The 19,030-nt window shown below is 68.9% G+C and carries 19 protein-coding genes and 1 riboswitch; of the genes, 3 read left to right on the forward strand and 16 right to left on the reverse strand.

What is annotated here, in order from left to right:
* Nucleotides 1-4: 4 nt before the first annotated feature.
* The 10 genes from U5O44_RS04130 to U5O44_RS04175 form a co-directional block, all read right to left on the reverse strand.
* Nucleotides 5-1,390: a sigma-54-dependent transcriptional regulator gene (locus tag U5O44_RS04130; RefSeq protein WP_322587204.1), complete on the reverse strand. Its 1,386-nt coding sequence runs from the start codon at nucleotides 1,388-1,390 to the stop codon at nucleotides 5-7.
* Nucleotides 1,387-3,372, reverse strand: coding sequence for an ATP-binding protein (locus U5O44_RS04135; RefSeq protein WP_322587205.1), 1,986 nt, complete (start codon nucleotides 3,370-3,372; stop codon nucleotides 1,387-1,389). Before U5O44_RS04135 ends, U5O44_RS04130 begins: the two co-directional genes overlap by 4 nt.
* Nucleotides 3,320-4,054 carry an amino acid ABC transporter ATP-binding protein gene (locus tag U5O44_RS04140; protein ID WP_322587206.1) on the reverse strand — a complete coding sequence of 245 codons (735 nt, stop codon included), beginning with the start codon at nucleotides 4,052-4,054 and terminating at the stop codon, nucleotides 3,320-3,322. The genes U5O44_RS04135 and U5O44_RS04140 overlap by 53 nt, the downstream gene beginning before the upstream one ends.
* Before the next feature lie 28 nt (nucleotides 4,055-4,082).
* Nucleotides 4,083-4,763 (reverse strand): amino acid ABC transporter permease, encoded by a 681-nt coding sequence (locus U5O44_RS04145; RefSeq protein WP_322587207.1) that lies wholly within the window; start codon nucleotides 4,761-4,763, stop codon nucleotides 4,083-4,085.
* A 5-nt stretch (nucleotides 4,764-4,768) separates the two neighbouring features.
* Nucleotides 4,769-5,512, reverse strand: a complete 744-nt coding sequence (locus tag U5O44_RS04150; RefSeq protein ID WP_322587208.1) for an amino acid ABC transporter permease — start codon at nucleotides 5,510-5,512, stop codon at nucleotides 4,769-4,771.
* A 60-nt stretch (nucleotides 5,513-5,572) separates the two neighbouring features.
* Nucleotides 5,573-6,460 carry an amino acid ABC transporter substrate-binding protein gene (locus tag U5O44_RS04155; RefSeq protein WP_322587209.1) on the reverse strand — a complete coding sequence of 296 codons (888 nt, stop codon included), beginning with the start codon at nucleotides 6,458-6,460 and terminating at the stop codon, nucleotides 5,573-5,575.
* Between the two features lie 21 nt (nucleotides 6,461-6,481).
* Nucleotides 6,482-7,399 (reverse strand): transporter substrate-binding domain-containing protein, encoded by a 918-nt coding sequence (locus U5O44_RS04160; RefSeq protein WP_322587210.1) that lies wholly within the window; start codon nucleotides 7,397-7,399, stop codon nucleotides 6,482-6,484.
* 106 nt (nucleotides 7,400-7,505) lie between these two features.
* The gene (locus U5O44_RS04165) at nucleotides 7,506-8,075 is read right to left on the reverse strand and encodes a TMEM165/GDT1 family protein (RefSeq protein ID WP_322587211.1); all 570 of its coding nucleotides are present in this window, start codon (nucleotides 8,073-8,075) and stop codon (nucleotides 7,506-7,508) included.
* 7 nt (nucleotides 8,076-8,082) lie between these two features.
* Nucleotides 8,083-8,284, reverse strand: a riboswitch (yybP-ykoY riboswitch).
* A 38-nt stretch (nucleotides 8,285-8,322) separates the two neighbouring features.
* Nucleotides 8,323-8,664, reverse strand: coding sequence for a YegP family protein (locus U5O44_RS04170; RefSeq protein WP_322587212.1), 342 nt, complete (start codon nucleotides 8,662-8,664; stop codon nucleotides 8,323-8,325).
* Nucleotides 8,665-8,767: 103 nt separating this feature from the next.
* Complete coding sequence (locus U5O44_RS04175; protein WP_322587213.1) at nucleotides 8,768-9,889, reverse strand: MerR family transcriptional regulator; 1,122 nt, start codon at nucleotides 9,887-9,889, stop codon at nucleotides 8,768-8,770.
* Between the two features lie 108 nt (nucleotides 9,890-9,997).
* On the opposite strand from U5O44_RS04175, the gene U5O44_RS04180 reads away from it, so the two are divergent.
* From U5O44_RS04180 to U5O44_RS04190, 3 genes are read left to right on the forward strand one after another with little or no spacing between them, the layout of a single operon-like run.
* On the forward strand, nucleotides 9,998-11,098 hold the full coding sequence (locus U5O44_RS04180) for an NAD(P)/FAD-dependent oxidoreductase (protein ID WP_322587214.1): 1,101 nt from the start codon (nucleotides 9,998-10,000) through the stop codon (nucleotides 11,096-11,098).
* A gap of 16 nt (nucleotides 11,099-11,114) precedes the next feature.
* Nucleotides 11,115-12,392, forward strand: coding sequence for an FAD-binding domain-containing protein (locus U5O44_RS04185; protein WP_322587215.1), 1,278 nt, complete (start codon nucleotides 11,115-11,117; stop codon nucleotides 12,390-12,392).
* On the forward strand, nucleotides 12,328-13,080 hold the full coding sequence (locus U5O44_RS04190) for an SDR family NAD(P)-dependent oxidoreductase (RefSeq protein ID WP_322587216.1): 753 nt from the start codon (nucleotides 12,328-12,330) through the stop codon (nucleotides 13,078-13,080). The genes U5O44_RS04185 and U5O44_RS04190 overlap by 65 nt, the downstream gene beginning before the upstream one ends.
* Here the strand turns inward: U5O44_RS04190 and U5O44_RS04195 are convergent, their stop codons facing one another.
* The 6 genes from U5O44_RS04195 to U5O44_RS04220 are packed head-to-tail and all read right to left on the reverse strand — an operon-like array spanning nucleotide 13,081 to nucleotide 18,805.
* Nucleotides 13,081-14,406, reverse strand: a complete 1,326-nt coding sequence (locus U5O44_RS04195) for a TRAP transporter large permease (protein WP_322587217.1) — start codon at nucleotides 14,404-14,406, stop codon at nucleotides 13,081-13,083. It abuts the gene before it with no gap.
* Entirely contained in the window at nucleotides 14,403-14,885 is a 483-nt protein-coding gene (locus tag U5O44_RS04200; protein WP_322587218.1) for a TRAP transporter small permease, read from the reverse strand. The genes U5O44_RS04195 and U5O44_RS04200 overlap by 4 nt, the downstream gene beginning before the upstream one ends.
* A complete protein-coding gene (locus tag U5O44_RS04205; protein WP_322587219.1) occupies nucleotides 14,882-15,913 on the reverse strand; it encodes a TRAP transporter substrate-binding protein in 1,032 nt (343 codons plus the stop codon). The genes U5O44_RS04200 and U5O44_RS04205 overlap by 4 nt, the downstream gene beginning before the upstream one ends.
* Nucleotides 15,914-15,964: 51 nt before the next feature.
* Nucleotides 15,965-16,957, reverse strand: a complete 993-nt coding sequence (locus U5O44_RS04210; RefSeq protein WP_322587220.1) for a PDR/VanB family oxidoreductase — start codon at nucleotides 16,955-16,957, stop codon at nucleotides 15,965-15,967.
* On the reverse strand, nucleotides 16,954-17,700 hold the full coding sequence (locus tag U5O44_RS04215) for a GntR family transcriptional regulator (protein WP_322587221.1): 747 nt from the start codon (nucleotides 17,698-17,700) through the stop codon (nucleotides 16,954-16,956). Before U5O44_RS04215 ends, U5O44_RS04210 begins: the two co-directional genes overlap by 4 nt.
* Nucleotides 17,701-17,710: 10 nt before the next feature.
* On the reverse strand, nucleotides 17,711-18,805 hold the full coding sequence (locus tag U5O44_RS04220) for an aromatic ring-hydroxylating dioxygenase subunit alpha (protein ID WP_322587222.1): 1,095 nt from the start codon (nucleotides 18,803-18,805) through the stop codon (nucleotides 17,711-17,713).
* Nucleotides 18,806-19,030: the final 225 nt, after the last annotated feature.

Below are 19,030 nucleotides of genomic sequence, written 5' to 3' on the forward strand. Positions count from 1 at the left end.
GTGGTCATTCGCCTTGCAGGCGGTACTTGCGGATCTTGTCGTTCAGCGTGGTCTTGGGCACACGCAGTTCCTTGGCGGTGCGGGCGATGTTGCCCTCCTGGCGGCGCAGCTCGGCGGCGATCAGGCTGCGCTCGAAGCTGTCGACCGAGTCGGCCAGCGACAGCCCTTCCTCGCCGGCCTCGCCCGGCTCGGGCGCCGGCCCGGGGCCGAGGATGTCCTTGCGCACCCCCAGCACCAGGCAGTCGGCCATGTTGCGCAGCTCGCGCACATTGCCGGGCCAGTGGTGGGCCATCAGGCGGTGCATCTGCTCGGTGGTGACCTGCGGCGGCGGGCGGTTGAAGCGGCCAGCCGCCTGCAGCATGAAATGCTCCAGCAGCACCGGAATGTCCTCGCGGCGCTCGCGCAGCGGCGGCAGCTCGATGGTGACGACGTTCAGCCGGTAATACAGGTCGGCGCGGAAGCCGCCCTGCTGCGAGCGCTGCAGCAGGTCGTCCTTGGTCGCGGCCACCACCCGCACATTCACCGGCAGCGGCTGGTTCGACCCCAGGCGCTCGATCTCGCGCTCCTGCAGCACCCGCAGCAGCTTGATCTGCATGCCCATCGGCATGGTCTCCAGCTCGTCAAGGAACAGCGTGCCGCCGTTGGCGTATTCGATCTTGCCGATGCGCTTCTTCTGCGCGCCGGTGAAGGCGCCAACCTCGTGGCCGAAGAGTTCGCTGTCGAGCAAGGTGTCGGGCACGCCGCCGCAGTTCAGCGCCACATAGCTGCCCTCGCGCCGGCCGGAGAAGTCGTGCAGCGCCCGCGCCACCACCTCCTTGCCGGTGCCGGTCTCGCCCTGGATCAGCACATCCACCGGGCTGTCCGCCACCTCCATCACCAGCCGGCGCACCCGCTGGATCTGCGGCGAGCGGCCGATCAGCTTGCCCTCGATGCCGTCGCGCCGGGCCAGCACGCGCCGCAGCGTGGCGACTTCGAGCGTGAGGCTGCGCTTTTCCATCGCCCGGCGCACGATCTCGACCAGGATCTCGGGCGAAAACGGCTTGGGCAGGAAGTCGTAGGCGCCGCTGCGCATGGCCTCCACCGCCAGCGTCACGTCGCCGTGGCCGGTGATCATGATGACGGGCAGGTCGGGGTCGAGCGCGTGGCAGTGGCGCACCAGCGAGAGCCCGTCGGCCTTCGGCAGGCGCATGTCGGTGACGACGATGCCGGCGTAGCCGGGGGTGATGATCGGCAGGGCCTCCTCGGCGGAATCGACCGCCTCGACCGTCAGGCCCGCGAGCTGCAGCGCCTGGACACAGCCGAGCTGCATGTGGAAGTCGTCCTCGACGATGAGGACCGTGAGAGCGGCCGCGTTCACGGCAGGGGTCAGGGCAGAGGTCAAGGCAGTCATGGCGTGGGAGGGAGATCGTCGGGGTCGGGCGCTGCCGGCAGGCGCACGGTGAAACAGGCCCCGCCCCCAGGCCGATTGTCCGCCTCCAGGTCGCCGTGGAACTCGCGCACGATGTCGCGCGAGATCGCCAGGCCCAGGCCGAGGCCGACGCCGGCTTCCTTGGTGGTGAAGAAGGGCTCGAACAGGCGCTGGCGCACCTCGTCAGGCACGCCCGGGCCGCTGTCGGACACGGTGATGCGCAGCGGCGGCGTACAGGCCGGGTCGCTGGCGGCCTCCAGAGTCAGCACCTTGACGGGGCTGTCGCGCATCGCGTCCATGGCGTTGCCGATCAGGTTGATGAGCACCTGCTCCAGCCTGTTCGGGTCGCACCAGGCAATGACCTGGCCCGGCGTGCAGCCGTTGTCCAGCGTGATGCCCTCCTTGCGCAGACGCAGGTCGTAGAGGAAGAGCGCGTTGCCGACCGCATGGGCGACATCGGTGGCGGCCGGCTGGGCCAGCGACTTGCGGGCGAAGCCCTTGAGCGGCTGGATGATGTTGCCCATCTGGTCGGCCAGCCGGGTGACGAACTGCAGGTTGCCCTGCACCGCCTTCAGGTCGCCCCGGCGCATGAACTCCAGCGCATTGCCCGAGAGCGTGCGGATGGCGCCGAGCGGCTGCGTCAGCTCATGGGTGATGCCGGTGGCGAGCTGGCCCAGCACGGCCATCTTGCCGGCGTGGACCAGCTCGTCCTGCGCCGCGCGCAGGGTCACCTCGGCCTGCTCGCGCTCGCCGATCTCGCGGCGCAGGCGGGCGTTGGTGTCGGTGAGCGCGCGGGTGCGGCGGGCGACCTTGTGTTCGAGTTCGGTGTTGGCGCGCTCCAGCATCTGGCGCGCCTCGACCTTCTGGCGCGCGATGCGCCGGCGCTGGTTCAGGTACAGCCCGAGCAGCAGCACGAAGCCGGCCGCCACCGCCGACAGGATGCTGTTGAGCACGGCCTGGTTGCGCACGTTGCGCAGGTCGGAAAAGATCAGCAGCCGCCAGTCCATGCCATCCAGCGTGCGGCCCAGCGCCAGCGTGCTGCTGCGCACCGGGCGCGCGGCATCGGCTTCGGACGGCAGGCCGCCAGGCAGCACCCCTTCGAGCACCTGGCTGTCCTCGTCGACCGACAGCTCCACCGGCAACGGGAAGCGCGGGATCAGCAGGTTGTTGTAGAGCCGGGTGATCTGCAGGTCGACCCGCCGCTCCAGCGACAGCTCGGCCAGCGCCGTGTAGCGCCATTCCGGCCGGGACGAGAGGATCACGACCTGGTTGGTGTCGGCCAGCAGCGCCGGCGCGCCGAGCATGTCCCAGACCTCCTCGATCGGGTCGAGGCTGATCTTGATGGTGGCCACGCCGAGCACGCGGGCGCCGTCGCGGATCGGGTGCGAGACGAAGTAGCCAGGCTGCTGGCTCTTGGCACCGATGGCGAAATGCCGCCCGACCTGGCCGGACAGCGCTTCAAGGAAATACGGCCGGTACGACAGGTCTTCGCCGAGCTGGCTGTCGTCGCCGAGTTCGCGGTTGCTGGAGGCGACCACGACGCCACGCTCGTCCAGCACGAACACCGCCATGCTGCCCAGGTGGGCGTTCAGGCGGCGCAGGTAGTCGTTGACACGGCTGACCCGCAGTGCGTGGCTCGGCTCCAGCAACAGGGCCTGCACGTCCTGGTTGAGCTGGATCGTCGCCGGCACATGTTCGAGCCGCTTGACCATGCCCTCGACGGCCGAGGCGAACAGGTCGAGCCGGTGGTTCGACTCGTCGCGCAGCGCCGCGGTGCCGTGGTGCTCGCTGACCCGGAAGCCACCCCAGCCGGCCAGCAGCACGGCCAGCCCGGCCAGCAGGATGCCGAGCAGCTTGCGCAGTGGCGGCCAGATCGGACGGCGCGGCCCGAAGATCCGGGACGGTTCCGTGTCAGTGCCCCAGGATCTTGGAGAGGAATTCCTTGGCACGCGGCGAGCGGGCATCCGGATCGCCGAAGAACGCGTCCTTCTTGCAGTCCTCGATGATCTTGCCCTGGTCCATGAAGATCACGCGGTGGCTGACCTTCTTGGCAAAGCCCATCTCGTGCGTGACGACCATCATCGTCATGCCTTCGTGGGCCAGCTTGACCATGACGTCGAGCACTTCGCCCACCATCTCGGGATCGAGCGCCGAGGTCGGCTCGTCGAACAGCATCACGATCGGGTCCATCGACAGCGCGCGTGCAATCGCCACGCGCTGCTGCTGGCCGCCGGAGAGCTGGCCGGGGAACTTGTCCTTGTGCGCCATCAGGCCGACGCGGTCGAGCATCTTCAGGCCGCGGGTCTTGGCCTCGTCCGCGCTGCGGCCGAGCACCTTGGTCTGCGCCAGCGTCAGGTTCTCGGTCACCGAGAGGTGCGGGAACAGCTCGAAATGCTGGAACACCATGCCGACGCGACTGCGCAGCTTGGGCAGGTCGGTCTTGGGGTCGGCGATGGAGATGCCGTCGACGACGATGTCGCCCTTCTGGAAGGGTTCCAGCGCATTGACGGTCTTGATGAGGGTCGACTTGCCCGAGCCGGACGGGCCGCAGACGACGACCACTTCGCCCTTCTGGATCGTGGTGGTGCAGTCGGTCAGCACCTGGAAGCTGCCGTACCACTTGGAGATGTTCTGGATGTCGATCACGACGAGGTTCCTCAGCGGGGCGTTGGGGTCAGCGGATGATGGCGATCTTCTTCTGCAGATGCTTGACCAGCATCGACAGGGAGAAGCAGATCACGAAATACACGACGGTCGCGACCAGATAGGTTTCCACCGGACGGTTGAAGTTCTTGCCGGCGATCTCGAAGCCCTTGAGCAGGTCATAGGCCCCGATGGCATACACCAGCGAGGTGTCCTGGAACAGGATGATGGTCTGCGTCAGCAGCACCGGCAGCATGTTGCGGAAGGCCTGCGGCAGCACGATGAGCTGCATGGTCTGGCGGTAGTCCATGCCCATGGCGTAGCCGGCGTGGACCTGCCCGCGCGGGATGGACTGGATGCCAGCCCGCATGATCTCGGCGAAATAGGCCGCCTCGAACAGCGTGAAGGTGACCACCGCCGACAGCTCGGCCCCGAGCGGGCGGCCGATCATCAGCGGAATCAGCAGGAAGAACCACAGGATCACCATCACCAGCGGGATCGAGCGCATGGTGTTGACGTAGAACGCGGCGGGCGCTTCGAGCCATTTCTTGCCCGACAGCCGCATCAGCGCGAGCAATGTCCCGAGGACGATGCCGCCGATCATGGCCACCAGCGTGAGCTGCACCGAGAACCACAGGCCCTTGGCAATGTAGCTGCTCACCACCTCGGCGGTGAGGAAGGAAAAATCGAGTTGGAGTCCGGAGGAAGACATGGGATTCACTTGCCCCCGCCGGCGGTGCCGGGAATGCGCACGCGCTGCTCGATGATCCGCGCCACCTGGTAGACGAGGATCGAGGTGATGAAATACAGGCCCGTCACGGCGAGGTAGACCTCGATGCCACGCGAGGTTTCTTCCTGCGCCTGGCGCGCGAACATGGTGAGTTCGGCCACTGACACCGAAAACGCCACCGAGGAGTTCTTGACGATGCTCATGCTCTCGCTGGTCAGCGGCGGCACGACGATGCGGAAGGCCGAGGGCAGCAGCACGTAGCGGTAGGTCTGCGGCAGGGTCAGGCCCATGGCGAGCCCTGCGTAGCGCTGGCCCTTGGGCAGGCTCTGGATGCCGGCCTTGATCTGCTCGGACACCCGCGCCGAGGTGTAGAACCCCAGGGCCAGCACCACCAGCAGGAAACTCGGCACCTGCTTGAGCGGCGGCACCAGCTCCGGGATGACGAAATACCAGAGGAAGACCTGGACCAGGACCGGGATGTTGCGGAATAGCTCCGTCCAGGCGTCACCCAGAAAGACGAGCGCCTTGCTGGGCGTGGTGCGCAGGATGCCCATGAGCACTCCGAACGCCAGCGCCACGACCAGCGCCAGCGCCGACACCGACGCCGTCCAGCCCCAGGCCGACAGCAGCCAGTCGAGGTAGGTGATGTTGCCGCCCTCGCCGAAGCAGCGCGGAACCACCTCGCCGTCGACGGTGTCTCTGCAGAAAACCTGCCAATCCCAGTTGCTCACGGGGTCATTCCTCTGGTGTGTGGGGTGCGCCTGGGCGTGGGCCCGGGCGCACGATTGCGATCACTTCTTGGCGTAGTCTTCGGCCGGCTTGTCGTTCGGCGCCGCCCAGGCGGTCTTGGTGTTGTCGTTCACCGGCATGCCGACCTTCGAGTTCGTCGGCGGGATCGGCTGCATGAACCACTTGTCCCAGACCTTGGCGATGTCGCCCGACTTCATCATCGCCTTCAGGCTGTTGTCGACGGCGGTCTTGAAGGCCGGGTCGTCCTTGCGCATCATGATGGCGATCGGCTCGACCGACAGCACTTCGCCGACGATCCTGAAATCGGCCGGATTCTTGGCCTTGGCAATGTTGCCGGCCAGGATGGCGCCGTCCATCACGAAGGCGTCGGCACGGCCGGAGTCGAGCAGCAGGAAGCTGTCGGCGTGGTCCTTGCCGAAGACTTCCTTGAAGTCGACGCCGGTGGCGCGTTCGTTCTTGCGCAGCAGCTGCACCGAGGTGGTACCGGTGGTGGTGGCCACGCTCTTGCCGTTGAGCTGGGCGATGGAGGTGATGCCCGAGTTGGCCTTGACCGCGATGCGCACTTCCTCGACGAAGGTGGTGACGGCGAAGGCGACCTGCTTCTGGCGGGCGGCGTTGTTGGTGGTGGAGCCGCACTCGATGTCCACGGTGCCGTTCTCGACCAGCGGGATGCGGTTCTGCGAGGTCACCGGCTGGTACTTGATGGCCAGCTTGGTGCCCAGCGACTTCTCCAGATCGGCGATCACGCGCTCGCACAGCTCGACGTGGTAGCCGACGAACTTGTTGTCGCCCAGCGTGTAGGACAGCGCGCCCGAGGACTCGCGCACGCCCATCGTGACGGCGCCAGCGTCCTTGATCTTCTTGAGCGTGTCGGCTTGTGCAGTGCCCAGGGCCAGCAGGGCAGCAATGACCAGGAGTGACTTCTTCATGGGGGTTCCTTGGTGAGTGGCTCAGCCTCGCGGCCGATCGTTGGGTTGTTGGTAGAGCTGCAGCAGCGCCGGTGAGGGCGGCCAGTTCAGGTTGAGTCCCTTGGGCGGGATGGGGGCCTGGAACCAGCGGGTGTAGATCTTCAGCGCCTCGCCGGAGCGCATCAGCGTGGTCAGGCCACGGTCGACCACCGCCTTGAACGCAGGGTCGCCGCGCCGCATCATGCAGGCATAGGCTTCGGTGGACATCGGGGTTCCCACCACCACCCAGTCCTCCGGCCGGACCGCCTTGGCGCGCTCGCCGTAGAGCAGCGCGTCGTCCATCATGAAGGCCTCGGCACGGCCCGACTCCAGCGCCTGGAAGGCGTCGCCGTGGTCACGGGCCGGCAGCGTGGTGATGCGCAGGTGGTTGCGCTCGGTGTAGGTGCGCAGCAGCCGCTCGGACGTGGTGCCGGCGGTGACCACCACCGTCTTGCCCGTCAGGTCCGGAAAGTCCTGGATCTCTGAACCACGCCGGACCATCAGGCGCGTCCCCGCCAGAAAGAAGCTGGTCGAGAAGCTGACCAGGCGCGCACGCTCGGCGTTGTGCGTGGTGGAGCCGCATTCCAGGTCGACCGTGCCATTGCGCACCAGCGGGATGCGGTTCTGCGCCGTCACCGGGATGAGCTTGATGGTCAGCGCGGGCAGCTTCAGCTCGGCCTTGATGGTGTCGAGCAGCCGCAGCATCAGCTCGTGCGAATAGCCCACCACCTGCTTGCGCTGGTCGTAGTAGGAAAACGGCACCGAGGACTCGCGGTGGCCGAGGTTGATCGTGCCGGTCTCGGCGATCTTGCGCAGGGTGTCGGCTTCCTGGGCAGACACCACCGAACAGGCCAACGACAGCGCCAGCAGCACGAAGCGGTAGCAGGTGGCGGGGCGCGAAAGCAGGAACGGCGACGACATGCCGCAGCGAGATTGCACGGAGCGTGCCAAGTACGTCACGGCGGTTTTGCCAGTGCAGCAAGGCGTGGCACACCCCGATCAGGCCGACAAACCGTCAGCCAGCGTTTCAGGGTGTCGGAATTCCGATCCACAGCGTCAGCACGCCCAGCACCGCGAAGATGCCGGCCGCGATGGCGTGGACCAGCTTCATCGGGACCGCACGGGCCGCCCGGTCACCCAGCAGCACCGCGGGCACGTTCGCCAGCATCATGCCGAAGGTCGTGCCCAGGACCACCTGCACCAGATCGCTGTAGCGGGCCGCCAGTGCCACGGTGGCGATCTGGGTCTTGTCGCCCATCTCGGCAAGAAAGAAGGCGATGACGGTCGTGCCGAACACGCCGAAACGCTGCACGCCGCCTTCGGTCTCGTCGATCTCGTCGGGGACCAGCATCCACGCCGCCATCGCGAGGAAGGACACGCCGATCACCCAGCGCAGCACGTCTGGGCCGAGAAAACGCGCCACCGTCTCGCCGACCACGCCGGCCAGCGCGTGGTTGAGGACCGTGGCGACGAAGATGCCGAGGATGATGGGGATCGGACGGCGAAAGCGTGCGGCCAGCAGCAAGGCCAGCAACTGGGTCTTGTCGCCGATTTCACCGAGGGCGACGACGCCTGTGGAGATGAGAAAGGGTTCCATCGAAATTGCTCCAGGGCCGGCGACACAGACAGGAATGACCACGTCTCCAGCCGGCCCGACCGGTGGAGGCATGGTCATCGGTCTGGCCAGACCTGAAGCGCGTCCGGGCGGACGGCTTGGAGGCTGTCGATGCCAGGGCCATGCGGGCCCAGTGTGTTGACATCGACCTCTGCCAGGCGGCAGAGCGGCTACTCCCCAATGACGGGAAGCCGCGATTGTAGCGGCATCGTCTTTCAGGCTTGCGGCTTCATGCCTCTGCGGTCAGGTCCTTGAGCGCGGCGTCGGCGCCGTTGCGGGTGACGGACTGGATGCCGTTTTCCATGGCAGCGGCAGAGGAATACATCTCGCTCTGGCCAATGATCTGGCCATTGCCCGCCATCAGCACGAAATACGGCTCGCCCGCCTTGGAGGTGCGGCGGTCGAAGCGCGCCTCCAGCTGGCTGTTGGTGCGCACGGACTCGATGCCGTTCAGCGCCGACGCCTTGCTGGCGTAGGACTGGCTGGTGAGGATGATCTGGTGGTTGCCCGCCTTGAGCGAGAAGCGGAACTGGTCCTGGCCCGAGGCCTTGAGTTCGAACGTGCCTGCCATGGTGAAACTCCTTCAGTCGTTAGTTCTGGGGCGCTGGATCGAGCGCAACGCGGCAGAAGAATAGTCGAGGATGGCGGCAAATCAGACCGGAGGAACCCGGGGTTCAGGCTGCGCCAAGATTGGCGCCAGGGGCCGACGTCAATGCCCAGCCCTCCTCCGCGGCCAGCCTGCGCAAGGCCTGCTCGAACTCGCCACGCGCATGGCGGGCCGCCGCCCCGAGGTCGTCGTGCAGTTGGCGGTCGGCGGGCGAGTCGACGGCGCACTGGTCGCTGTAGTCCTCGAAGTCGCCCAGCAGCTGGATCAGCTCGGCCAGGTGGCGCGGACATTCGCACAGCACCCGGCTGGTCGAGCGCGCGGCCAGTGACAGCGCGTCGGGCGACAGCCGCGGCGCATCCGGGGTGGCCGAGGTCGCCGCCGTGTACGAGGTCGCCACGCCCAGCACGGTGCGCATCAGCAGGCCCATTTCCGCCCGCCCCAGCGGTCCGCGCCAGACGGTGATGCCCTGGCGCCGCAGCCGCTGCACCACCGCGTCCGAGCCGAACCCGTAGACGACCAACGTCTGCCGTGCCGACACCTGGCTGCGCAGCGCGAGCAGGCGGTCCGCCTGGGGCGCGTTCAGGGTGTCGACCTCGACCGCGAGCACATCCAGCGCCCGCTCGACGAAGGCCTGGGGATAGCGCTCGACTTCCTGTTCGGCCTGCGCCAGCTCGGACCACGCCTGCAGCCGCGGCGTGCCGGGCAGGCGGCTGGCCTGCTCCGCCACCGCGGCGGGCAAGGTGCGGCCCAGCGCCCAGAGCACCAGATCTGGCGCCGCGACCGCCAGCCCCCCCGACCAGCCAGCCGCCGGATCGCCCCGCTCCGGCCGGTCGGGCCGGCTGGATTCGGCCGGCGACAGGTCCGCTGGCGTGGCCGCCATCAGCAGGCGCTGCAAGGCGGCGTCGTCCATGCCGGCCAGCGTGCCGATGGCATGCCCGCGGTCGATCAGCGCCCGGATCAGTCCGAGCCGGCGGACATTGGCCGATGAATAGAGCCGGTGGCCGGTGGGCGACTGCGGCGGTGCGACCACGCGGTAGCGCCGCTCCCAGACCCGCAGGGTCGCGACGGCGATGCCGGTCATGCGGGCCACTGCGGCGCTGCGGAAGCGCGGGCTGTGGTCTTCGCTCGGGCTCGCCGAGGTGGACGCAGCAGTGAACACAGTGGTGGACAGAGGAAAAAGTGCAGTCATGGCGCGGCCTTGTCGTCAAATTTGACGCCATTTTGACGCCGATTAACGTTCCATGTCGCCATGAGATGCATTTGACCCAGCACAAAAAGAGGTCATCATGGCGACACCATGCTAAATCACCTCCCGCTCCATCCCCCGCGCAGCACCGCCGGCACCCTCCCTGTCCAGGTCGCCGTCGTGGGCGCCGGGGTAGCGGGTGCAGCGTGTGCCCACACCCTGGCCGCGTCTGGCGCCAACGTGACCGTGTTCGACAAGTCGCGTGGCGTCGGCGGACGGCTGTCCACCCGGCGCACCGTCTGGATGGACGCCAGCGGCCAGGAACGGCCGGTCCAGTTCGACCACGGCGCCAGCGACTTCAGCGCCCACAGCCTCGCGTTCCGGGCCGTCGTGCAGCGGGGGCTGGACGAAGGCTGGATCGGGCGCTGGTCGCCAACGCCCAGCGCGGTCGATGCACCGTTCGAGCACCTCGTGCCGATGACCGGCATGCCGGAACTCTGCCGCGCACTGCTCGGCACACAGGACGTGGTCACCGGCGAGCCGGTCACCGGACTGCACCGCGTCCCCGGCGGCTGGCAGATCGAGCGGGACAGCGGCCTGTGGCCGCAGCGCTTCGACCAGGTCGTGCTGGCCCTGCCCCCGGCCCAGGCTGCGGCGCTGCTGCGCCCGCATGCGGACGGCTGGGCCGACGCCGCCGCCCGGGTGCCGATGGAGGCCTGCTGGACCCTGATGGCGGTCACCGACACGCCGCCCGGTCCGGCCTTCGACGTCCTGCACCCCTGCCGCGGCCCGCTGGCCCGCATCGTGCGCAACGACCGCAAGCCGGGGCGGCAGGAGATTCCGGGCCACGCGGTCTGGGTCGCCCAGGCCAGCGCGGCCTGGTCGGCCCACCACCGCGACGACAGCCCCGCCGCGGTGTCCGAGGCCTTGCGCGATGCCCTGCGCGCCGTCATCAATCCGGGGGGCGCCGTGCGCTGGTGCCACAGCACGGTCCACCGCTGGTTGTATGCCCGGCCAGCCCACACGCCGCTCGGCGGTCCAGGCTGCTGGTGGGACGCGGCCAAGGGTCTGGGCGTCTGCGGTGATTTCCTCTTGGGGCCACAGGTGGAAGCGGCTTTCCTTTCCGGTCTGGACCTGGCACAGGCCATGTCCAGCACACCGTCGCCCCGGCGTTCGGCCGGCAGCGGCGCGGCGCGTTTCGCCCGGATGTGAGGGAGCGCACACCGCCATGCCGCCTGTCCCCCCGCCCGCCACCCTGTCCGCCGCCTGGCGCCGCATCGCAGCCATCGACGCCCAGGCCTACGCCCGCACCCGCAACGCGCTGGACGGCGCTGTCACGGGACTGTCGCCGTGGATCACCCACGGTGTCCTCAGCTTGCCGCAGGTGCTCGCCGGCATTGCCGCCGCCCAGCCGCCCGATCGGCTGCTGGACGGGCAGCACAAGCTGGTCTTCGAACTCGGCTGGCGCGCCTATTTCCAGCATGTCTGGTCCCACCGCGGCGACGCCATCCTGCAGTCCCTGCATGAAGGCCCGCTGCCGGAGGCCGCCTACGCCCACGGCGTGCCGCAGGACGTGCGCGAGGCCCGGACCGGCGTGCCCGTGATCGACCAGGCCGTGCGCACGCTCTACACCACCGGCACGCTGCACAACCATGCCCGGATGTGGCTGGCCAGCTATCTGGTGCATCTGCGCAAGATCCACTGGCGCAGCGGCGCCGAATGGCTGATCGGCCACCTGCTCGACGGCGACGTGGCCAGCAACCACCTCAGCTGGCAATGGGTCGCCGGCACCGGCAGCCAGAAGCCCTACCTGTTCAACGCCGACAACGTGGCGCGCTTTGCACCTCCTGCGTGGCACAGCCCGGGCACGGTGGTCGATGTGCCATACGACCTGCTGGACCGCATCGCGCGCCGCGCCCGCCCGGTGCCGACGCAACCGCTGGCGCAAGGCGTGGAGGAGCCCCCGCTGCTCGGCGACCCGCCGGCGGCGACCGAGTTCAGCGCGCCAGACGCTGCGCTGGTGCACGGTCGGGATGTCTGGCTCGCCCATCCCTGGGCGCTGGGCGAGGTGCCGGTCGACCTGCCGCCGGACACGCTCGTGCTCGGCATGGCGGTCAGCGAAGTGCACCACGCCCGGCCGTGGAACGCCGCCCGCTGGCAGTTCGTCGCCGAGCGCATGGCCGAACTGACGCCGCACCGCTGGCAAGCGTCTGCACGCGACTGGCGCCATGCGCTGCACGGTGCCCGCTCGGTGCAGACGATCGGCAATCTCCATCTGCAGCGCCACCTCGACACGCTGGCCACCAGCCGCCCGGAGGACACGCTGTTCCCGGCGCTGGAGCGACCCTGCACCTCGTTTTCACAGTGGTGGACGCGCGTGTCGCGGACGCCCTCTCCGGCCTTGCTCGCCGCTCTGCATCCCCGTCTTCCAGGAGAACTCCATGAACCCCTCGACTCTCGCCCCGCTCGCTCTGGTGACCGGCGCCCGCGGTGGCATCGGCCGTGAACTGTGCCGCCAGTTGCGTGACACCGGCGTGCGGGTGGCGGCTGTCGGACGGGGTGGCGATGCGCTGCTGGCCGTGCCCGCAGACCTGCACGTCGCTGCTGACACGACGACACCGGAAGGCGCCGCGCTGGCCATCGCCGCCTGCCGGGAGACCTTCGGCTGCGCACCGACGCGGCTGGCGCACTGCGTTGGCAGCACGCTGATCGCGCCGCTGCACCGCACGAAACCCGAGGCCTACCGCGAGGTATTGCGGGTCAACCTGGACAGCGCATTCTTCATGCTCGGCGCCTGGGTGGAGGCGCTGCGCACGTCTGGCGAGCCGGGCGCGGCGGTGTTCGCCAGCTCGGTGGTGTCGCGCATCGGCGTGGCCAACCATGAAGCGATCGCCGCGGCCAAGGGCGGCGTCGAGGCCCTGGTGCGCAGTGCGGCGGCCACCTACGCCAGCGCGGGCCTGCGCATCAACGCCGTCGCGCCGGGCATGACCGACACGCCGATGACGGCCGGCATGCTCAAGCTCGACGCGATGCGCGAAGGGGCCGGCCGGCAGTACCCGCTCGGCGGCGTGCAGACCGCCCGCGAAGTCGCCGACGTGATGGCGTGGCTGCTCGGCCCCCAGTCCGCCCGTCTCACCGGGCAGGTGATCGCGGTGGACGGCGGGTTCACGCAGATCCGGCCGCTGGTGAAGTGACTACTTGAACAGCTGCGCCACCAGCCACAGACTGATCGACGGAAAGAACAGCAAGGCCAGCAGCCGCAGCACATCGCTGGCGAGAAAAGGGAAGACCCCCTTGTAAGTCTCCGTCATCGGCACATCGCGGGCCAGCCCGTTGACGACATAGACGTTCAACCCGACCGGCGGCGCCACCAGCCCGATGCCGACGGTCATCAGCACCAGGATGCCGAACCAGATCGCCTTGTCCTCCGCACCCAGCCCCATCAGGGGCAGGCCCATGATGGCCGGGAACAGCACCGGGATGGTCAGCAGCAGCATCGACAGCTCGTCCATCACGCAGCCCAGCACCACATACATCAGCAAGACCACGCCCACGATCAGCAGCGGCGAGACCTGCAGGTGGCTGACCCACTGCGCCAGCGCGGCGGGCATCTGCGTCAAGGCGAGCGCCGCGTTCATCATGTCGGCGCCGAGGAAGATCATGAACACCATCGCCGAGATTTCGGCCGTGCCCATGAAGCTGCGCACGATGGCGTCCCGGCCCAGCTCGCGCCGCGCAGCCCCTGCCAGGAAGGTGCCGACCGTGCCCACGGCGGCGCCTTCTGTGGGCGAGAACACGCCGCCGTAGATGCCGCCGAACACCACCAGGAAAATCAGCACGATCGGCCAGATGGCCAGCAGCGCCCGCCAGCGGGCGGACCAAGCCAGCGGCGCGCTCGGCATGGCCAGCGACGGCCGCAGGTGGCAGACGATGGCGATGACCAGCAGGTAGCCCGCCATCGCGAGCAGCCCGGGAATGAAGGCCGCGGCGAAGAGCTTGGCCACGTTCTGCTCGGTCAGGATGGCGTAGACCACCAGCGGCACCGAGGGCGGGATCAGGATGCCCAGCGTGCCACCGCAGGCCAATGTCGCGGTGGAGAGCCGGCCGTGGTAGCCGTTGGCCTTCATCTCGGGGTAGGCGACCTGGGTGATCGTCGCGGAGGTCGCCACCGACGAGCCGCACACCGCGCCGAACGCCGCCGCAGCCAGCACGGCCGACATCGCCAGCCCGCCGCGGATGTGCCCGACGAAGGCGGCGGCGGCCTTGAACAGGTCGCGGCTCAGCCCGCCCTGGGTGGCGAACTGGCCCATCAGCAGGAAGAGCGGAATCACCGACAGGTCGTAGACCGTCAGCCGTGCGACCGGCGCGCCCTTGAGGTGGTTGAGCAGCGCCATGTCGTTGGTCAGCGCCCAGTAGCCCAGCGCGCCGGGGATGAACATGGCCGCGGCGATCGGCACCCGCAGCGCCATCATCGCGAGCATGCCCGCGAACATCACCAGACCGATGGCGGTGGGGCTCATGGCACAGCCTTCTGCGGTCCGGCGCCCGTGATGGCCTGGACGAGCGCGACCAGCGCCGTCAGCACCAGCCCGGGCGCGAGCAAGGCATAGGTCCACCACATCGGCAGGTCCAGGATCATCGTCGCCTCATGCGCCTCGCGCACCGCCAGCGCACCGACCGCCGTGCGCCACGCCAGCAGCCCGACCATCAGGGCCAGCAGCAGCGCACCCACGCGGTCCAGCGCCCGCAGCGTGGGCGCGCTGGCGCGCTGGGTGAAGAAGTCCACGATGATGTTGGCCCGGTGCACCTGCGCCCAGGGCAGGCACAGCGACAGGCACAGCGCGATGCCGAACTGCGTCAGCTCGACATCCCCCGGGATCGGCGTCGACCAGAGCGCCCGTCCGGCGATGCTCGCCACCACCATCAGCGCCACGGCCGCCGCACACAGCCCGCCCAGTCCCGCGAACCACCCGGCCAGCCGGGCCAGCACAGCGCTCATTTCCTGTACTTCACCAGCAGGTCGCGGGCATCCTGGAGCAGCTGCTTGCCGTTCAGGCCGCGCTTGTCCATGTCGGCGGTCCAGTCGTCATAGAGACCAGCGGAGGCCTTGACCCAGTTGTCCATCTCCGACAGCGGCAGCCGGTAGAACACATTGCCGTGGTCCACCGCCGCCTTGCGGCCAACCGCCTGGCTGTTGTCCCAGATCTTGCCGATGGCCTGCGAAAAGGCAGCACCGCTGTTGTTGTCGATCACCTTCTTCAGCTCGGGGCTGAGGCTGTCGTACTTGGCCTGGTTCATCGCGAAGACGAAGACCGCGCTGTAGAGCGCCGGGCGCGAGGGGTCGGTCTCGGTGTGGTACTTGACCATCTCGTGCAGCTTCAGCGAGGGCATCACCTCCCAGGGCAGCAGGAAGCCGTCGATCGTGCCCTTGCTCACCGCGTCGGGCAGTGCCGGCAGCGGCATGCCGACCGGCGAAGCGCCCAGCGCCGCCAGCAGCTTGTTGGTCTGCCGGGTCGGGGCGCGCATCTTCAGGCCCTTGAAATCGGCCAGCGTCTTCACCGGCTTCTCGCGGGTGTGGACATAGCCCTCGTCATGGACCCAGGTGGCCAGCACCTTGGTGCCGGGGAACTCCTTGAGCGCGTGCTTCTGCAGGTAGTCCCACGCCGCACGGGCGCCGACTTCGGCCGAGTTGGTCATGAAGGGCAGCTCGAACACCTCCATCGCCGGGAAGCGGCCGGCGGTGTAACCGGGCAGCGTGATGACGACGTCGTCCACGCCGTCCTTGACCCGGTCCACCAGCTGCGGCGGCGTGCCGCCACCGGACATCGCCGGCAGCACCTGGCATTTCAGCTTGCCAGCCGACTCGGCGGCGATCTTGTCGCACCAGGGCGCGATGACGTTCACCGAGGCCATCGCCTGGGTGTTCCAGATGTGGTGGAACTTGAGGGTGACGTCCTGGGCCTGCGCGGCACCGGCCAGCGTGAGGGCGGCGGCAGCGGCGGCGGCCAGTCGGAACGGAGTGGTCATGTCGGAGGCTCCTGCGTGAGGTGGGTCATCGGATGGGTCGAATCATGCGAATCAGTCGGCACGATAGCTGCTGTCGAGCACGGCGCAAGCGGGGCTTCCCGACAGGCGCGACACGCAGGCGCACAGCTGCCGACCCGCCGCCCGCTGGGCGGGGGACAGAAACACATCGCGGTGGTCGATCGCCGTGCCGGGCTCCAGCGCCAGCACCTCGACCGCGCACAGGCCACATTCGCCGCGCCGGCAATCCGCCAGCACCTCGACACCAGCCCGCTCCAGCGCCTCCAGCAGCGTGGAGTCCGCCGGCACGTCGAGGGTCAGGCCGTGGCGCGGCAGCTTCACCGTGAAGGCCTGCGCGGGGTGGGCGCCGCTGGTGCCGAAGGTCTCAAAGCGCAGGTCCACCGGGGCTCGGCCCGCCTGCACCCAAGCGTGTCGCGCCTGCGCCATCAGGCTGGCCGGACCGCAGACGTAACACTGCGCCTGCGGGGACAGCGCCGCCAGTTCAGCGGCCAGATCGAGACGCTGGCCAGTGCCGGTGACGACCGTGTGCAGCCGATCCCCCAGCGCCTCGGCCAGCAGCTCGGAGAACACCAGTTCCTCCGCGGCGCGCGCGACCTGCACCATGCGCACCCGCACGCCACGCCGCGCCGCCAGCGCCTGCGCCATGCCGATCAGCGGCGTCACGCCGATGCCAGCCGCCAGCAGCAGCACCTCGGTGGCACGGTGGTCGAGTTCGAAATGGCTGGCCGGCGCGCCGACGCACAGCCGGTCGCCCTCCTCCAGCCGCCACATCGCCCGGGAGCCGCCTCGCCCTTGCGGCAGGTGCTTGACCGCGATGCGCCAGACCCCGTCGCCCGGCAAGCCGACCAGCGAGTAATGCCGCGGCACCGTGCGCCGCTCGCCCACCGGCACCTCCACCGGCAGGTGGCTGCCCGGCGCATAGGCGCTCGCGGCATCGTCCGGCCGCAGCGTGAATTCGCGCACCGTCGGGCTGAGCGTGGCGATCCGGTCGACGGTGACCAGGTGGGTCTGCTGGCTGGCTTTCATGGCGGGACACTTTCAGGAAGGACATCAAGGGCATCGAAGGCTTCGAGCCGGCGCCGGGCGATGCGGGCGTGTTCGCGCATCAGCGCCTCGGCGCGGCTGCCTTCGCGGCGGACGATGGCGTCGAGCACCTGGCGGTGCTGGTCCTGGGCGATGCGCAGCACGTCGTGGCCGGAGGGTTGCCCGATCGACACCCCAAGAAACCCGTTCGGCGAGGCAAAGGGCAGGCGGCTGGCCCGCTGCAGCTCCCGTGCGAGCAGCGCGCTGCCGCACAGGCGCCCCAGCAAGGCATGGAACTGGCCATTGTGGCGCTCATAGGCGGCGAAGGCCGAGGCGCCGAACTCGGCGGCCGACAGCGCCCGGTCCAGCGCATCCAGGCAGCCCCGCGCCTCGGCCAGCAGCGCCGGCTCGACGCCCCGCTCGGCCGCCATGCGGGCCGCGAGTCCTTCGAGCGTGCCGCGCAGCTCGATCGCGTCCAGCATGTCCTGCCGGCTGAAGGCGCGCACCCGGTAGCCGCCCGTCGACGCGGTGTCCAGCAAACCCTCCTCGGCCAGGCGGAGCAAGGCGGCCCGAACGGGTGTGCGCGACACGCCAAGCCGCTCGGCCAGCGGCACCTCCAGCAGCCGCTCGCCCGGGGCCAGCGTGCCGGAGACGATCAGCTCGCGCAGGCGCTGCTGGGCCTGGGCGGTCTGGCTGGGCGCTGGGTCGGACTCGGCCGCCACGGGCATCACGGCAGTCACCTGCACCGGGCGCTCCTCAGGCCGACCGGATGGGGATCACCGGCGCGCCGGGGCGTTCCTCGGCGGCGATCTGGCGGTCGATCAGGCGACGCGCCCACATCGAGCCGGCGTCGATGTTGAGGTTGCTGAAGCGGTAGCCGGGATGGGCGTCGATGGCCCGCTGCTGCGCCTCCAGGATCACCTCGTCCTCGCCGAACACGCGGGTCACGCCCTCGCGCAGCTCGGTGGTGAGCTTCTGCTCGCCCAGCAGGTAGTTGCGGCAGAAGGCCCAGAAATAGAGGCAGGTCTTGTCGGTGGACGGCGTGATCGTGTTCAGCACGAAGCCGTTGACGCCCTGGCTGCGGTCGCTGGCATGGCCTTCCGAGGGGATCGCGCCCGTGCCTGCCTTGGCCACGCCCACATCGATCGCCACCGTGCACGGCGCCTCGAAGCGGATGATCTGCCAGCGGTCCACGGGGCCGGTGTAGCCATGGGCCTGGCGGATCTGCGAGGCCCAGAACGGTGGCGCCTCGATGCCGGACATCCAGCGTGTGATGGTGGCGGTGCGGTCGCCGTGGGTCGCGACGAACGGCGCTTCGGCCACGGCGCGGTTGCCGATGGAGGTGCCGTGGACGAAGGTCTCGTGCGTCAGGTCCATCAGGTTGTCGATCACCAGCCGGTAATCGCAGGCCACCTCGATCAGCTTGCCGTCGCCGGCCCATTCGGGATCGTGGTTCCAGTGCAGATCGGGCACCAGCGCCGGATCGGCCAATGCCGGATCCCCCGGCCAGATCCAGACGAAACGGTGGCGCTCGACCACGGGATACGACGGCACGCAGGCGGAGGGATTCACCGTTTCCTGCGAAGGCATGTGGGTGCAGCGGCCTTGCCCGTTGAACACCAGGCCGTGGTAGCCGCATTCCACCTCGTCCCCCACCAGCCGGCCCAGCGACAGCGGCAGCAGGCGGTGCCAGCAGGCGTTTTCCAGCGCGACGGGCTCGCCCGCCGTGGTGCGGTAGAGCACGATCTGGCGGTTGGCGATGGTGCGGGGCAGCAAGGCGCGCTTGACCTCGTGGTCCCAGGCGGCGGCGTACCAGGCGTTGAGGGGGAAGGTGGCGGTGGTGGTGGACATTCGGGCTCCCTGGGCAGGGGTTGATGTGCGCAAATGTATACACAGAGCCCCAAAAGAACACCGGTGGAACTACCAATCCGACGATATCGCTTCTAAAGCCTCTTCTGAGGCGTCGATCGAAGGTTCTGGTGTTCGATGCCAGTCTGTATACATGGAGCGGATGCCTACGGATCATGTCAGGGCGTCGGTTCAAGGCGCACAGCCCCTGTGAACAGGACCGAGACA

This window comes from Sphaerotilus sp. (assembly GCF_034519685.1).
Lineage (GTDB): Bacteria > Pseudomonadota > Gammaproteobacteria > Burkholderiales > Burkholderiaceae_C > Sphaerotilus.

Coding starts and splice junctions, on each gene's coding strand:
- U5O44_RS04160 (WP_322587210.1), bottom strand. CDS start 7,399: ATGTCGTCGCCGTTCCTGCTTTCGCGCCCCGCCACCTGCTACCGCTTC.
- U5O44_RS04180 (WP_322587214.1), top strand. CDS start 9,998: ATGCTAAATCACCTCCCGCTCCATCCCCCGCGCAGCACCGCCGGCACC.
- U5O44_RS04135 (WP_322587205.1), bottom strand. CDS start 3,372: ATGCCCGCTCGCCGCGTGCCAAGGAATTCCTCTCCAAGATCCTGGGGC.
- U5O44_RS04185 (WP_322587215.1), top strand. CDS start 11,115: ATGCCGCCTGTCCCCCCGCCCGCCACCCTGTCCGCCGCCTGGCGCCGC.
- U5O44_RS04205 (WP_322587219.1), bottom strand. CDS start 15,913: ATGACCACTCCGTTCCGACTGGCCGCCGCCGCTGCCGCCGCCCTCACG.
- U5O44_RS04200 (WP_322587218.1), bottom strand. CDS start 14,885: ATGAGCGCTGTGCTGGCCCGGCTGGCCGGGTGGTTCGCGGGACTGGGC.
- U5O44_RS04155 (WP_322587209.1), bottom strand. CDS start 6,460: ATGAAGAAGTCACTCCTGGTCATTGCTGCCCTGCTGGCCCTGGGCACT.
- U5O44_RS04190 (WP_322587216.1), top strand. CDS start 12,328: ATGAACCCCTCGACTCTCGCCCCGCTCGCTCTGGTGACCGGCGCCCGC.
- U5O44_RS04145 (WP_322587207.1), bottom strand. CDS start 4,763: ATGTCTTCCTCCGGACTCCAACTCGATTTTTCCTTCCTCACCGCCGAG.
- U5O44_RS04220 (WP_322587222.1), bottom strand. CDS start 18,805: ATGTCCACCACCACCGCCACCTTCCCCCTCAACGCCTGGTACGCCGCC.
- U5O44_RS04170 (WP_322587212.1), bottom strand. CDS start 8,664: ATGGCAGGCACGTTCGAACTCAAGGCCTCGGGCCAGGACCAGTTCCGC.
- U5O44_RS04175 (WP_322587213.1), bottom strand. CDS start 9,889: ATGACTGCACTTTTTCCTCTGTCCACCACTGTGTTCACTGCTGCGTCC.
- U5O44_RS04210 (WP_322587220.1), bottom strand. CDS start 16,957: ATGAAAGCCAGCCAGCAGACCCACCTGGTCACCGTCGACCGGATCGCC.
- U5O44_RS04195 (WP_322587217.1), bottom strand. CDS start 14,406: ATGAGCCCCACCGCCATCGGTCTGGTGATGTTCGCGGGCATGCTCGCG.
- U5O44_RS04165 (WP_322587211.1), bottom strand. CDS start 8,075: ATGGAACCCTTTCTCATCTCCACAGGCGTCGTCGCCCTCGGTGAAATC.
- U5O44_RS04130 (WP_322587204.1), bottom strand. CDS start 1,390: ATGACTGCCTTGACCTCTGCCCTGACCCCTGCCGTGAACGCGGCCGCT.